Origin of the sequence: Candidatus Chlorohelix allophototropha (assembly GCF_030389965.1) — a bacterium.
GTDB classification, from domain to species: Bacteria; Chloroflexota; Chloroflexia; order Chloroheliales; family Chloroheliaceae; genus Chlorohelix; species Chlorohelix allophototropha.
The window spans coordinates 2,385,962-2,399,769 of the sequence record NZ_CP128400.1; the positions used below are offsets into that span (position 1 = coordinate 2,385,962).

8 protein-coding genes and 1 pseudogene are annotated in these 13,808 nt (G+C 45.1%); 4 read left to right on the forward strand and 5 right to left on the reverse strand.

Going from position 1 to position 13,808, the window contains the following annotated elements:
• Positions 1–10 precede the first annotated feature (10 nt).
• Positions 11–577 (reverse strand): PadR family transcriptional regulator, encoded by a 567-nt coding sequence (locus OZ401_RS22855; RefSeq protein WP_341470842.1) that lies wholly within the window; start codon positions 575–577, stop codon positions 11–13.
• Between the two features lie 335 nt (positions 578–912).
• Between OZ401_RS22855 and OZ401_RS22860 the strand changes: the two genes are divergently transcribed.
• Positions 913–1,248, forward strand: a complete 336-nt coding sequence (locus OZ401_RS22860) for a rhodanese-like domain-containing protein (protein WP_341470843.1) — start codon at positions 913–915, stop codon at positions 1,246–1,248.
• 78 nt (positions 1,249–1,326) lie between these two features.
• On the forward strand, positions 1,327–1,590 hold the full coding sequence (locus OZ401_RS22865) for a glutaredoxin family protein (protein WP_341470844.1): 264 nt from the start codon (positions 1,327–1,329) through the stop codon (positions 1,588–1,590).
• Between the two features lie 93 nt (positions 1,591–1,683).
• Here OZ401_RS22865 and OZ401_RS22870 read toward each other — a convergent pair whose 3' ends face one another.
• The 4 genes and pseudogenes from OZ401_RS22870 to OZ401_RS22880 all read right to left on the reverse strand — a co-directional run bounded on the left by OZ401_RS22870 (position 1,684) and on the right by OZ401_RS22880 (position 6,977).
• Positions 1,684–5,313, reverse strand: coding sequence for a heavy metal translocating P-type ATPase (locus tag OZ401_RS22870; protein ID WP_341470845.1), 3,630 nt, complete (start codon positions 5,311–5,313; stop codon positions 1,684–1,686).
• Positions 5,314–5,424: pseudogene (locus OZ401_RS25970) on the reverse strand (hypothetical protein); the annotation flags it as partial.
• 66 nt (positions 5,425–5,490) lie between these two features.
• On the reverse strand, positions 5,491–5,703 hold the full coding sequence (locus OZ401_RS22875; RefSeq protein ID WP_341470846.1) for a heavy-metal-associated domain-containing protein: 213 nt from the start codon (positions 5,701–5,703) through the stop codon (positions 5,491–5,493).
• A gap of 20 nt (positions 5,704–5,723) precedes the next feature.
• On the reverse strand, positions 5,724–6,977 hold the full coding sequence (locus OZ401_RS22880) for an urease accessory protein UreH domain-containing protein (protein WP_341470847.1): 1,254 nt from the start codon (positions 6,975–6,977) through the stop codon (positions 5,724–5,726).
• Positions 6,978–8,378: 1,401 nt separating this feature from the next.
• On the opposite strand from OZ401_RS22880, the gene OZ401_RS22885 reads away from it, so the two are divergent.
• Both OZ401_RS22885 and tatA read left to right on the forward strand, forming a co-directional pair.
• The gene (locus OZ401_RS22885) at positions 8,379–13,106 is read left to right on the forward strand and encodes a hypothetical protein (protein WP_341470848.1); all 4,728 of its coding nucleotides are present in this window, start codon (positions 8,379–8,381) and stop codon (positions 13,104–13,106) included.
• Positions 13,107–13,199: 93 nt separating this feature from the next.
• Positions 13,200–13,484: a twin-arginine translocase TatA/TatE family subunit gene (gene tatA / locus OZ401_RS22890; protein WP_341470849.1), complete on the forward strand. Its 285-nt coding sequence runs from the start codon at positions 13,200–13,202 to the stop codon at positions 13,482–13,484.
• Positions 13,485–13,808 lie beyond the last annotated feature (324 nt).

A 13,808-nucleotide genomic window follows, 5' to 3' on the forward strand; every position in this document is an offset into this window, starting at 1 on the left:
TAGGGTAAGCTCAGACCCCGATTTTCTGTTCAACCAACTCTTGCTGCTTTAAACTTACACCCCACTCCAATTCGTGTTGCCAATGTTCTGCCCGATGTTCAATGGCATGTACAATTGAGTAGCGGTGCTGAGGGATTTCATTGTGGGATAGCCCCTGTTTTAGTTCCTCACATTTGGCTTTCAAGTAGAGAACATGCGACTGGCAATAGTTGATGTAATGCTCAATCAGAAATAGACGCTCATCGGGATTAAGGGTATCCATCATCGCGGCTTTTAGCCAGAAAATTTTCTGGTAATCTCCGGGATTTGAAGAGGTATCCAGCATTAACCGTCGGAATAGCTGCGTTCCCTTAGCGGTTATCCGGTAAGCGTTGGTTTGCCGCCCGCTTTCTTTTTGAGTTGAATCCGGCTCGATGGCTTCGATTGCGCCCTGTTCTTCTAGTTTAGCCAGTAGCGGGTATAGCCGTCCGCTGTTTACTTTGGCGTAGGGTCCCAACACATTATTGACTATCTTGGCAATCAGGTAGCCATGTGCCGGGGTTCCTAACAGTATTGAGAGTATTATTAGTTCATACATAGCATCTTATCTCATTCTGATATATCACACTGATATATTATTATGACATATTTTATCACTTATATTTTTTTATTGCATGTAATTTTTACTACAAATTTATGGCTAAAATGGCTACTTAATCTGGCTGATTCAAAGCTCTTTCAATTTGGCAAGAGGTTAAGTTTTTCGAGAAGGATTTCTTTGGAGAAGGTTTCTGCTTTTCACGCCCGCTTATTTAATATCGACAATATCTTTAAGGTTTCTTCATACTTGCCTCAAAGTTTCTTAAAATCTGCCTGCTAAGATAATAAAGTCTGATTAACCATACTTATCTAATATTGGAGCGAATAATACTGATGTTTGGCACAAAAAAATTAACATTCGAAGCTATTACGCCACAGCAAGGCGCGCAACGTATCCGTGAGGGCAACCCACTGGTGATTGATGTTCGCGAGTCTAACGAATATGCAATGGGTCACATCGCCGGTTCGAAACTTATCCCACTTGGTCAATTGAGTAGCAAATTGGATGGATTAGGCGCAAAGGATCAGGAAATTATCGTGGTTTGCCAAAGCGGCGCACGAAGTAACTACGCTGCCAATATACTATCGGCTGCCGGTTTTAACAAAGTGGCTGATCTTAAAGGTGGCATGAGCAATTGGACTTGGACTGGGCTTCCGGTGCAAAGATAGCATTTTATGCTAATTTAATCCAACCTTTTATTAATAAATTATTATTACACAGTTCTTAAAATCAGAAAGAGGCTCAAGTTGGCAAACAACTCTGAAAATAATCAGATCGTAATGTACGGTACTACTATGTGCAGTGATTGCCGTCGTACCAAGCAGTTTTTTGAGGCTAATAAGGTTTCTTACAAGTGGGTTGACCTTGCTAATGACCCGGATGCAGTTGAGTTTGTGCTGAAGCATAACAACGGTATGCAATCCGTACCCACTATCATTTTCCCCGATGGCTCGATAATGGTTGAGCCTTCCAATAAAGAGTTGGCAGAAAAATTGGCAGTACTGGTTTAATCCACTTGGTTGCTTAATAGACAAGAAAGGAACTGATAGAAAATATCAGTTCCTTTCTTAATTTCTGTCCGACTTCAACTGTTGGGAAAATCTTTATGCTACATCCAGTACGAAGCTGAATAGTTGCATTTTGCCCCCATATTGGAATTCCATCCAGAATTTGTAATTACCGGGTTTATCAAACTTGAGATTATAGACCAATGCTGCACCAGTCATACTATGCCCTTGCATACCCGTATTGGACATATTTTCCAGTTTAGAAATCTGCCCATTGACTAGCTGGAAGCTTTTACCATCTTGGGGTACTATCACCATAGTTGATATTTCACCCAGATAAGATTCAAGGTTATTTAACGGCATGCCACTCTTATCAAAAGTGAAGGCGATTTGACTATCCTCTCCGGCTTTCAGCATATCCGGCAACATTAGAGTACCTTTCAAGTCTCCAAATTGCTGGATAAACTGTTGATCCTGTGCGTTTGCATTTCCAGCTTTTTCTTGACCATCCCCAACCGTAATATCATGACGAATGAATATCTGTTGCCCGTTCTTCAACTGAATCTCATCGAACAAGGCATATTGCCCTGATAGCGGGAAATTAACCGTAAAGGTGTAAAGTCCCTGATTGGTTCCTTCTGGACTCAAGTGTTGGTAGAAACTCAGGTCTTTGTCTAACAGAATTAAATTCATCAGCTTAGTATTAACCGGTTCAATTTGATCGGCTGTTATGGCTCTACCCGTTTTTACATTGGTTAGGCGCATAATAATTAGCGCAGGTTGTAGCGGTTGCGGTTTCTCTGGAAAGGTATCTACTTGGATAAAAGTGTCACCCAACTGGAAATTCGCGGAAAAATGAGCATTGTCCCCGCCCATACCCATGCCTGCGCTTCTAGGCACAGCATATCCCGATACCGTATTTGCGGATTGAAAGTAGGTGGTATAGGCTTGCCATGAAATTAATGCCACCAACCCAAGCATTGCCGCGACTAACCCTGCCTGCCACGCCAGCATCATTCGGCGTGTCTTTTTCTCTTTATCATTCAATGGCAAGGCAAACTTACTACGGAAGCGTCCTAACAGCAGTGAATTTGTTACCACCGTAACGCTGCTGATTGCCATTGCGCCTGCCGCCAATATCGGGTTAATAATTCCGAAGATTGCCAAGGGTATAAGTAATAAGTTATAGAAGAAAGCCCAAAACAAGTTTTGCTTTATTTTGCGCATAGTGGCTTTGGATAAGGCAATACCGGTTGCTACGGCGCGTACATCTCCCTGTATCAGAGTAATATCGGCGACTTCCATCGCAATATCGGTTCCGGTTCCAATTGCAATACCAATATCAGCCTGCGCTAAAGCCGGGGCATCGTTAATACCATCGCCGACCATCGCCACGGTTTTACCTTCGGCTTGCAGTTTTTGCACCATTAAGGCTTTATCTGCCGGGCGCACCTCTGCGAAAATTCTTTCAATACCAGCCTGTTTTGCAATGGTTTCGGCGGTACGCTGATTATCCCCGGTCATCATAACTGGTTCGATGCCCATTTTTTTGAGTTCGGCGATGGCTTCAGCGCTGGTGGACTTGATTGTATCTGCTACTGCTACAAGTCCTTCCGGTTTGCCATCAACCGCTACCAGCATAACCGTGCGCCCTTCGCTCTCAAGGTGGCTCATTTTTTCTTCAATTGAGGAGACGAGCGCTATTTCGTGCTGTGCCAGAAGGCGGCGAGTACCGACCAATATGCTGCGCCCGGAAATATTTGCGCTAACGCCTGCGCCAGTAAAGCTCTGGAAATTTTGAAGTTCTGCGCCGGGTGTATTAAGTTCAAAGCCTCTGGCTTTAGCTTCTCGTACAATCGCTTCACCCAGTGGATGCTCACTACCTTTTTCGACTTGCGCCGCAAACTTCAGAATAGCGTTTTCGTCCAAAGTACCGAGTTTTACAATTCCGGTTACTTCCGGTTTACCTCTGGTAAGAGTGCCTGTTTTGTCGAAAATAACCGCTTTGATATTGCGAGCGCGTTCTAGGCTTTCGCCTCCTTTTATGAGAATACCCTGATCTGCTCCTGCACCGGTTCCAACCATAATAGCGGTAGGAGTCGCCAAGCCCAATGCACAGGGGCAAGCCACTACCAGCACTGCCACAGCGGGAAGTAAAGCTGCTTGAAAGTTGTGCCCGGTAAGCATCCAGCCTGCGAAACTGAGCAGCGCAATAACAATAATCACAGGTACAAATATACCGCTGATAGTGTCGGCAAGTCTTTGTACAGGCGCTTTACTGCCTTGCGCCTGTTCTACTAGCCTGATAATCTGGGAAAGTACAGTATTTCGTCCAATTTTGTTAGCTCTAACCCATAATAAACCGTTCTGGTTAACCGTAGCGCCGATCGCAGTATCGCCCGGTTCTTTTTCAACCGGAATACTTTCTCCGGTGAGCATGCTCTCGTCAACACTGCTGTTGCCCTTTTCAACGATACCATCCGCCGGAATCTTTTCGCCGGGACGTACCAGCAACAGATCACCCACAACCACCTCAGACAGTGGCAATTCATATTCCTGACCATTTCGGATTACTCTTGCGGTGCGGGGTTGCAAGCCCATCAGTTTGTGGATGGCATCGCTGGTGCGACTCCGGGCTACTAACTCAAGATATTTACCTAGATATATCAAAGTAATGATAAGCGCGGTTGTTTCAAAATAGGTTACGGCTTCTCCGCCATTTGGTCCTATCGACATTCCGCCATCATTGGCATATTTGTTTCCGAAGAAGAGCAACCATACGCTATAAAAATAAGCGGCGCTTGAACCCAATGATATTAGGGTATCCATATTGGCGGAAAAATGGCGGGCGGTTTTCAAAGCAACCTTATGGAATTCCCAGCCAATATCACCCCATACTAAGGTGGTTAAAATAAATAGAAACAAGTCTCGTAAAAAGGCGTTGCTAATCCAGGTCATCCCGAACATATTGATGACAAAAATCGGGATTGTCACTGCGAACGCATAAATAAGCTGGTTTCTGCGGCGCAATAATTCCTTTTGGCGGCGTTGGGTATCTTTGTCTTGTTCTACCGGAGCTTCACCGGCAGTTGTAGCTGGCTTTTTTACTGTCGGGGCGGCAGTTGAAGTTGGTTGTACCGCAACTTGGGCTGGCGCAACTTCTTGCTCAGAAGAACGTGCCCGGTAGCCTGCCGCTTCTATGGCATTGATTAGTTGTGGCACATTTACTTTATTTGTGTCAAAGAGCACAGTTCCACGTTCAGTAGCAAGATTAACCGCCGCGCTCTCGACTCCCTCAACTTTTTTCAGCTTCTTCTCAATGCGCGCCACACAACTGGCACAGGTCATACCCTCAATTTCCAACTCGACAGAAGTATGCTGTGCTAATGTATCTAAAGGTTTTTCAATTGTCTTAACTGCGGTTGTAGTTGGTGCAGGTTTTTCTTCTTCTAAGGGAGTGGCTTTGTAACCGGCGTTTTCCACCGCTTTAACCAATTCGCTAATGCCTACCTGCTGCGCATCAAACGACACCGTACCTTTTTCGGTAGCAAGGTTGACGGTTGCTTCCAATACTCCGGGAACTTTCTTCAATTTCTTTTCGATACGTATCACACAACTGGCGCAGGTCATCCCTTCTAGGGTCATTGTCACAGTAGATTTTGTGTTATCTGTATTATTTTCGTCTGAATTGGATACATCTGATTGCCTGTTGAGAAGCTCAGACATTTATAACCTCACTTTCAAAGAAAAGGGCTGACCATACAAGCTCATTTTTATTTTTTGAGAATTTTTATATATAAATTTATTATATACATAATTGCAACAGCCACTGACCTTTCTAAGTTTGTCAGTGGCGGTTTAATTACTCAGATTTGAGTCAGAATCGTTGCCAACTCAATTATATTATAGAACTTTGGCTTTGTAACCCACTTGGGATATTGCGGTAATAATTGTAGCCTCATCCGTTTTCTGTTCGTCAAACTGGACTTCAGATACCTGCCGCGCATAGTTGGTTTTAGATTGGAGAATACCTTGTAATTCTTCCAGTTCTTCATCTATTAGCAAAGCACAGCTAGTACAATGCATTCCTTCTATTTGAAACTTCAATTTTTTCATTTACAACACCTATCAATTTGTTAAACTACAGTCAATTTTCCTGAATACATCCCCATGCTGCATATGTAGCGGATAACTCCGGGCGATTGTGCCGGAAGGTCAATATCGACTTGACCGGTAATGGGTAAAACTTTCCTGATGCCAAAACTTCCAATAGTGAACGACCGAGTGCAGCCGGTTGTGTTATTGGTTACCAGTCTGAGGCGAATAGGCTTACCGCTGCTTACCTGTTCCCGATTGGGGACATAGGCTTCATCTTCCACCTTGATAACTACTAACTGATAATCGCCTTCCTGCAAATCGGCGGCGGCGGCAACTACATTTACGCTCTTGTTGCTCGGAAAGATTGAGGCGGTAATAGAGTTGATACTTATCGGTGATTCTAGCAGGTTTAACGCGCTATTAACCGAGAAAAGAGATAGTAGGATAATAGCAACCGCCGCTATTTTCATAAATTTGGATTGCAACGCCGCCCCTAACTTTGAGGCAAAATAGCCCAATGTAAAGAATACCGGAGTTGTACCTAGAATGAATGCGCCCATAATCAAAGCGCCGTTAATCGCATTGCCGGAACTTATCGCCAACGCTTCCATTGCTACGGTAGTGCCGCAAGGAATCAATACGGTTAAGGTGCCAAGTATGGCGGTGGCGTAGAAATCATCGCTCTTACTGTAACGGCGCAGATAGCGCATTACCGAACGCGGTGGCTGGATCATCACATACCGGAAAATAGGGTGTACTTCGAGTAAATTTAGGGCAGTTGCCAACATAAATAAACCCGCCAGCAGGTTTATAATTCCCTGTAGAGTGTTGGTCATAGTAATCAATGAGCCAACCCAACCCAATATTCCGCCTAGCAAGGTATAGGCAGTCAGTTTGCCACCCAGAAACACTAAAATGTTTACGGCGTGACCACCATCATTTTTACCTAGCTTTTGGCGATTTTGCTCGCGCTGCGCTATAGAAGTTGCCAGCAAGCCGCTCTGGACTGCCAAGCAAGAGAGACCGCCCATTGTTAGCCCCGTTAAAAAGACCAGCAATAAACTGCCCGCATCTGAAAATGAGGTAATACTATCAACCTTGAGTATCCAGGGTAACGCAAGAATGGCTAGACACCCAATACCCAGTAGTACCATTACTATTATGCTTGCCTTATTATTGCTTAATTGAAGCGGTGTCTTGGTAATGACTTTTGCAGGTAATTCTGAAGCTTTGGTTTGAAGGCTGGGCGGCTCTACTATAGTAGTTACTTTTGTTTTAAATTTTGTCGCCATTGGTATTTCTCTTGTTTCTTTAACTGGTAGGGGTTATAACACTGCCCACCGCTATTTTGATTTAGCCTACATTGTGCGTGGAAACCGATAAAACAACACTACCCTTTAGATGCGCCAGCTATTTTTTCATTGATAATGAAATTCTACAAAAGCAATTAGACTAAGGCAATATGAAAGAAGTTAATACTTAGCCCTAAAACCCTTTTTACGAAAAATGTAATCAGCAAGCAACAATAGGTAGTTGAATAATAATAGACCGGATGCCGCTAACTTTAATAGTAATAAACCCTACACCTGTAGGGATTTACCCCACAAAGCCTCTAGGTATTATGATTTAAAGAAGATAAAAATCTAGATAACGAATGTAAATATTATATAAAATCGAGTTTTTTAGTCAAGTTTCTATGTAGTAATGATAATTATTAACTATTATTCATATAGAATGAGCAAATTTACACCAATATTTTTACCATAATAATAAATTTCATATACTGAAGCTAATGTGCTAGCTCCTGCACCTATTTTAGATTAATCCCTTTGCCTAAATGACGCTCCTTTTCTTACCATATAGCCCTCTAGCGTAGTTCGTCAGCTGGTGGTAATAGCCTCTAGACTAGTTATATTTCGTGCAAACCCCCCGCTTTTTGAACCTGAATATCTGTACGCCAAGTAAAACTGCTAGAACTGCATCTAATGGAACTATTTTCTAACTGCCGAGAACTAGCTCCTTTTCACAGGTGTTTATCTATCCAAACAGTTATTACTTAGTTTAGCGCAAATCTTATTTATAAATAATCAAAATCACGATAAGGTAAAAATATGGTAAAAATCAGTAAATAAATGGTAAATCCAAAAATATGTATCTTATTATTCTCATTTAACCCTTAGATTACTAATTTAACACTTGACTAATGAAAATTTTTTTATATAATATTATCAAAGGTTAACAAAAATATTTACCTGTGAAGTGAATTCTTTACCGGTGTATGTTAGGGTTTTGTCTCCTGAGGAGGTTACCCTTAAAACTTAAGCTAAAGCTAAGTTTTGGAGGCGAAAAGAATTGTTAAGGTGCTACTTATCTGCCAGCACAAATAGCTAGATAGTACGACACTTAAGAACTAATTCCCCTGATTACCAACTCAATTTATTATTGGTTTTGTGTTTGATTACAGCCAAAAACTGGCATAGTCGCAGCGTATTCATTTGCTCAAAAATAGGGAACGTATTATTGGGTACACCCTGTTAGATGTACTCTGGACTTTTTGTTGCCTTTTATCAGGCGGCTAAAAAATAAAAACTTATTTAAAATTATCGGTTTATTCCTTTTCTTAGTTAGCTCGTAATTCCCGCTCATGTCTGTCAAGTTGATAGGCAAAAAAGTAACATGTAAGGAGTGATTGTATGAAGCGGAGAAAGTTCTTAATCGGATTGGGGGCATCAGGAGCAGCGGCAGTTGCCATAAAACTCAGTCCCACCCAAGTAAGCGCGGTTGCTCAAACCAAGGGGGCGTATGATCCCACCAAACTTCCGTATTTACTAAAACGCAGAGTGACCCATGCAGACAGGAAGCTGGCAGCTTCTAATCGGGCTGCTTTCTACAAAACCCATCCTCGCCTTGCAGGCGCCAACTCCAGTATTAATGCTACTGGTACAACTGCGGGCATCTTGGCGGCAATTCCTACTCCTACACCCGGCGGTATCCCTGATTATTTCGGGTCATATCCAAACTATTCGTTGAGTCCAATACTTCCAAAATTTGTCGACTCGCTGCCCGGTTTGACCTCGCTTGCTGGTGTTGGTCCTGGTTTCGGTAAAAATAATATCAATAATTATCTTCCGATAGCAGCTCCCGATACAACTTCTTATCCCGGTTCGGATTATTATGAAATTGGTTTGGTTGAATATAGCGGTCAATTTCATTCCAAGTTGGGTAAAACCAAGTTGCGCGGCTATGTGCAGCTAAATACCGTAGATAAAAATGGAGCTCCCCTCACAGACCTCTTAGGCAATCCGGTTACAACCACCCCTCATTACCTTGGTCCGGTTATTGTTGCTACAAAAGGTCGCCCAGTTCGGGTTAAATTCACCAACAAGTTAGCTACCGGCACGGGCGGAAATCTCTTTATCCCGGTTGATACCACCGTTATGGGGGCTGGAACGGGTTATAACAATACTAATAATACTACTCAGACTTATACTCAGAACCGCGCAACATTGCACCTTCACGGCGGTAATACCCCTTGGATCAGTGATGGTACTGCCCATCAGTGGACGGTTCCGGTTGGCGAAACTTCTACAACCTTAACCAAGGGCACCAGCTCGCAGGATGTACCGGATATGCCTCCCACTGGGGTAGGTGAACTCACCTTCTACTGGACCAACCAGCAAAGCGGACGCTTGATGTTCTACCACGACCACGCTTATGGTATTACCCGCTTGAACGTTTATGCCGGGGAAGCGGCGGGCTATCTCCTGACCGATCCCGATGAAGCAAGCTTGGTGGCAGATGGCTCTGTTCCTCCACTTACTGATACAGTACCGTTGGTAATTCAGGACAAAACCTTTCTTGACTCAACTGTTAACACAACCCTAGCTAATGGTACCAATACGTTGCCCAATTGGCAGTTGCTCGACCCAACTTGGCCCTTCGCGGTTGATTCGACTCGAAACGACCTGTGGTTCCCCCATGTTTATATGCCTAACCAGAATCCCTATGATTTCAGCGGGGCGAATGCAATGGGACGTTGGGATTACGGGCCGTGGTTCTGGCCCCCGATGACCACCATTGTAAATAAACCTACTCAGGCAAACCCATATTATGATCCGGCTAATCCTAGCTCTCCGCCGATTATCCCGGCTACTCCCAGTATTTCGATTGTGCCGGAAGGGTTTATGGATACGCCGATAGTCAACGGTCAGGCTTATCCTTATGTAGAAGTCGAGCCGAAGGCTTATCGCTTCATGATTTTGAACGCTTGCAACGACCGCTTCCTTAACCTCCAGCTTTACAAAGCGCAGTCGCAAGCTGTGATGTGGAATATTGATGGCACCTTAAATGATGCCAACGCTGGTGAAGTAAAAATGGTTCCCGCTTCAAATGCAGCGGGTATCACATGGCCTGCAGATTGGCCTACACGCGATGGTCGTGATGGCGGTTTCCCTGATCCGGCAGCAATCGGTCCTAATTTTATCCAGATTGGTACTGAAGGTGGTTTGTTGCCTGCGCCTGTCACTATCCCGAACAGGCCAGTTGGTTATGACTACAACCGCCGCAATATCGTAGTGCTGAATGTGCTTGAAAAAGCTCTGTTCCTAGGTCCTGCCGAACGCGCCGATACTATCATTGACTTTTCCGCATATGCAGGTCAAACCATAATTCTGTATAATGATGCGCCTGCTCCGGTTCCGGCTTTCGACCCACGCAATGATTATTACACCGGCGCTCCGGATCAAACCTCGACCGGTGGTGCACCTACAACAGTGGCTGGTTACGGTCCTAATACTCGCACCATCATGCAAATCCGCGTTAAAGCTGCGGTTACTACGCCCAATAACTATAAATCGGGACAAATCGCTGCCTCTTTGCCTGCGGTTTTCGCCAAAACGCAAGACCGGATTATTGTCCTGAACAATAACTACAATAGTGTTTATGGCGTAACCAATCTTCCGGCAGATTCTTATGTCAGGATCCAGGATACGGCTTTGGCTAGCACCAATATTAAGGACAATAGACTCTATAACAATATAGTTAATGGAATCACCCTTACTAATGCTGGAACAGGCTATGTCACTCCTCCCGTAGTTACCGTTAGCGGTGGCAATGGCTTAGGTGCAACGGCAGTTGCCAATATGGTAACAACCGGGGTTGTACAGTCTTTCAATCTGTTGAGCGGTGGTGCTGGTTATACTGTACCTCCGACCGTTACGTTAGCAGCTTCTCCGGCAGGTGTAAGTGGTCAGGCTACTGCAAGGGCTATTTTGTCACCGACTTCGATCGCTTCGATCGCGGTAACCAACGGTGGTAGCGGCTACACTACTGCTCCTACCGTAAATATCACCGGCGGCGGTGGTACTGGTGCAACCGCAACGGCTGTACTCAAAGGCGGCGGGGCGGTAGCCAGCATAACTATTACGAACGGTGGTAGTGGTTATAACAGAGCTCCAACTCTAACGCTTTCGGCTCCTCCGGCTGGTGGTGTCAGGGCAACTGCTACTGCGACAATAGCTCGTAGAGTTACTGCACTTACTTTAACCAATGGCGGTACCGGCTACACTACTGCTCCAACTGTAAACATTACCGGTGGTGCCGGAACTGGCGCAACTGCAACGGCTGCTATCTCTGGTGTTCTAAACACCATAACTGTTGGAAACGGTGGTACCGGATATCGAAACGCTCCTACTGTAAATATCACCGGTGGCGGTGGCACCGGTGCAACCGCATCGGCTACTGTAAACAGGAATACAGGTAGAATTACTGCTATTACTATAACTAACCGTGGTTCAGGCTATACAAGCGCTCCCACTATAAGCTTTACCGGTGGCGGTGGCACCGGCGCAACTGCAACCGCAGCTATCATTAATGTAGTAGTAAGTCTTACGCTTACAAGCGGTGGTACTGGCTATACCGGAACTCCTACAGTCAGTTTCACCGGTGGCGGTGGAACCGGCGCGGCTGCAACGGCTACAGTGGCAAGTGCGGTTAATGCTATTACGTTGACTAATGCCGGTAGTGGTTATACTACTGCTCCTACGGTAACATTTAATAATAATGGTACCGGTGGAACCGGTGCAACGGCTACTGCTACCCTGCTGAGCGTGATTGGCAGCATAACTGTAACAAACCCCGGCAGTGGCTATACAAGCGTTCCGACAATAAGCTTTAACGGTGGCGGTGGAACCGGCGCGGTTGCAACAGCCCTACTTAATCCTACCTCGGTGGCTGGTATAACTGTTGTTGTCGGTGGGAGCGGTTACACAACTGCCCCGGCTGTGACTATCACTTCTGCTAATGCTAGCGGTGGTGGCGCGGCGGCAATTTCCGTACTGGCACACAACGGCACTGTTGGGTCTGTAACTGTCACTAATGGTGGTGGCGGCTTCTTAACTGTACCAACGGTTACCTTCTCGGCTGCTCCAGCGGGTGGTGTCCCAGCAGCAGGTTTCGCAACAATTGCTTCTAGTCCGTTGACTATGCCACTGGAGCCAAAAGCGATCCAGGAACTGTTCGATATGAACTACGGTCGAATGAATGCTATCTTGGGAACTGAAATCCCGAACACCACCGGTGTGAACCAGACGACACTCCCGAATGCTTTCATTGATCCGCCGAATGAAATCATTAAAACCGCTGATTACACTCAACCGATTGGCTCAACGGCAGATGGTACCCAAATCTGGAAGATCACGCACAACGGTGTAGATACCCACGCGATCCATTGGCACCTAATGAACGTGCAGGTAATCAACCGGGTAGGATGGGACGGTGCAATTAGGGTACCGGATGCCAACGAACTAGGTTGGAAGGAAACTGTGCGGATGAACCCATTGGAAGATATCATTGTGGCTTTACGACCATACGCGCAAAACCTGCCTTGGGATCTTCCTAATAGTGTACGCTACATGGATCCAACCCAAAAGGCTGGCGGAAGCGCTGACTTTACGGGAGTAGATCCTAATAACTTACCAGCGCCGGTTACTAACGATTTGGTTAACTTTGGCTGGGAGTACACGTGGCACTGTCACTTGTTGGGTCACGAAGAGAACGATATGATGCGCCCTATCATCTTTGGGGTAGCGCCTAAAGCTCCTACTAGTGTTACTACAAGTGCAGCAGCTGGTTCAGTGACTGTAAACTGGACGAGCATTGCCAAGAACGCAACAGGTTTCACCGTTCAGAGAGCTACCGCTTGGAATGGTCCTTGGACTACTGTTGGGACAACAGGGGCTACAACATATACCTATCAAGATAAGACTACTGTCAAGGGAACTACCTATTTCTATCGGGTAATTGCCAACAACGTGGTCGGTTATACCAAGGCATATCCTGCAGTCGGTACAACTAAGGTTGGGTATCCGAACGCTTCGTTCGACTCAACGCCTACAAACGCACTACCGGTTTCAGCCTTGTAATCACTCCTTTGCAATTCAGGGGGGGAGAAATCCCTCCCTGAGTTTCATCCGTATCCTGCAAATATCTTTACATAATATGTTTGGAGGTATTTAATGTTCGCCTTTGATAAACCAATAGTATGGGTAATTATCCTTCTTATAATTGTATTATTATTCGGTGCTAATCGTCTGACCGATATCGGTAAATCGCTCGGCAAAGGAATCCGCGAGTTCAAAGAAGAAACCAGCACTCTCAAGGAAAACAAAGTCGTAGCTTCTACCAGCAGCAACCTTGCTAATGATGAAGAAGTGGTTGTAACCAAGCGCGAGGGAAAACGCGAAGATGGCTCAATCGAAATTATCGAAGAGCGAGTTGTCAGGAAACGAGCGCAAGTTTAGGGCTACAACTGGCATATCGGCTTTTGTTCAAGCTAAACCAAGGTAATCCAACCGGTACAAGAGGAGTAACCCACTTGTAGCGGTTGTTTGTTTTTATAACTGGTGCCGCTATTAAGAACGCTTGTAAAGATGTAACTAACCCTCCCCACTATTAGTCAGTCCGTTTGACACTTTAGAACTAGTCCTCCATCTACCATTATATAGTCCATAGCCTTTTACGGAAGCTGCTGTGGTTTCAGCAAGTTCGCTTGTCGGCGAAGGCTGTGTTTCCCATCCATATATAAACTTACGACAGGGATGGGATAAACTAACAGATAGTGGACT

What these genes read in the sequence shown, in the direction of transcription:
- OZ401_RS22855 (WP_341470842.1), bottom strand. Translation starts at nt 577, where the DNA reads ATGTATGAACTAATAATACTCTCAATACTGTTAGGAACCCCGGCACAT.
- OZ401_RS22860 (WP_341470843.1), top strand. Translation starts at nt 913, where the DNA reads ATGTTTGGCACAAAAAAATTAACATTCGAAGCTATTACGCCACAGCAA.
- OZ401_RS22870 (WP_341470845.1), bottom strand. Translation starts at nt 5,313, where the DNA reads ATGTCTGAGCTTCTCAACAGGCAATCAGATGTATCCAATTCAGACGAA.
- OZ401_RS22875 (WP_341470846.1), bottom strand. Translation starts at nt 5,703, where the DNA reads ATGAAAAAATTGAAGTTTCAAATAGAAGGAATGCATTGTACTAGCTGT.
- OZ401_RS22880 (WP_341470847.1), bottom strand. Translation starts at nt 6,977, where the DNA reads ATGGCGACAAAATTTAAAACAAAAGTAACTACTATAGTAGAGCCGCCC.
- OZ401_RS22885 (WP_341470848.1), top strand. Translation starts at nt 8,379, where the DNA reads ATGAAGCGGAGAAAGTTCTTAATCGGATTGGGGGCATCAGGAGCAGCG.
- tatA (WP_341470849.1), top strand. Translation starts at nt 13,200, where the DNA reads ATGTTCGCCTTTGATAAACCAATAGTATGGGTAATTATCCTTCTTATA.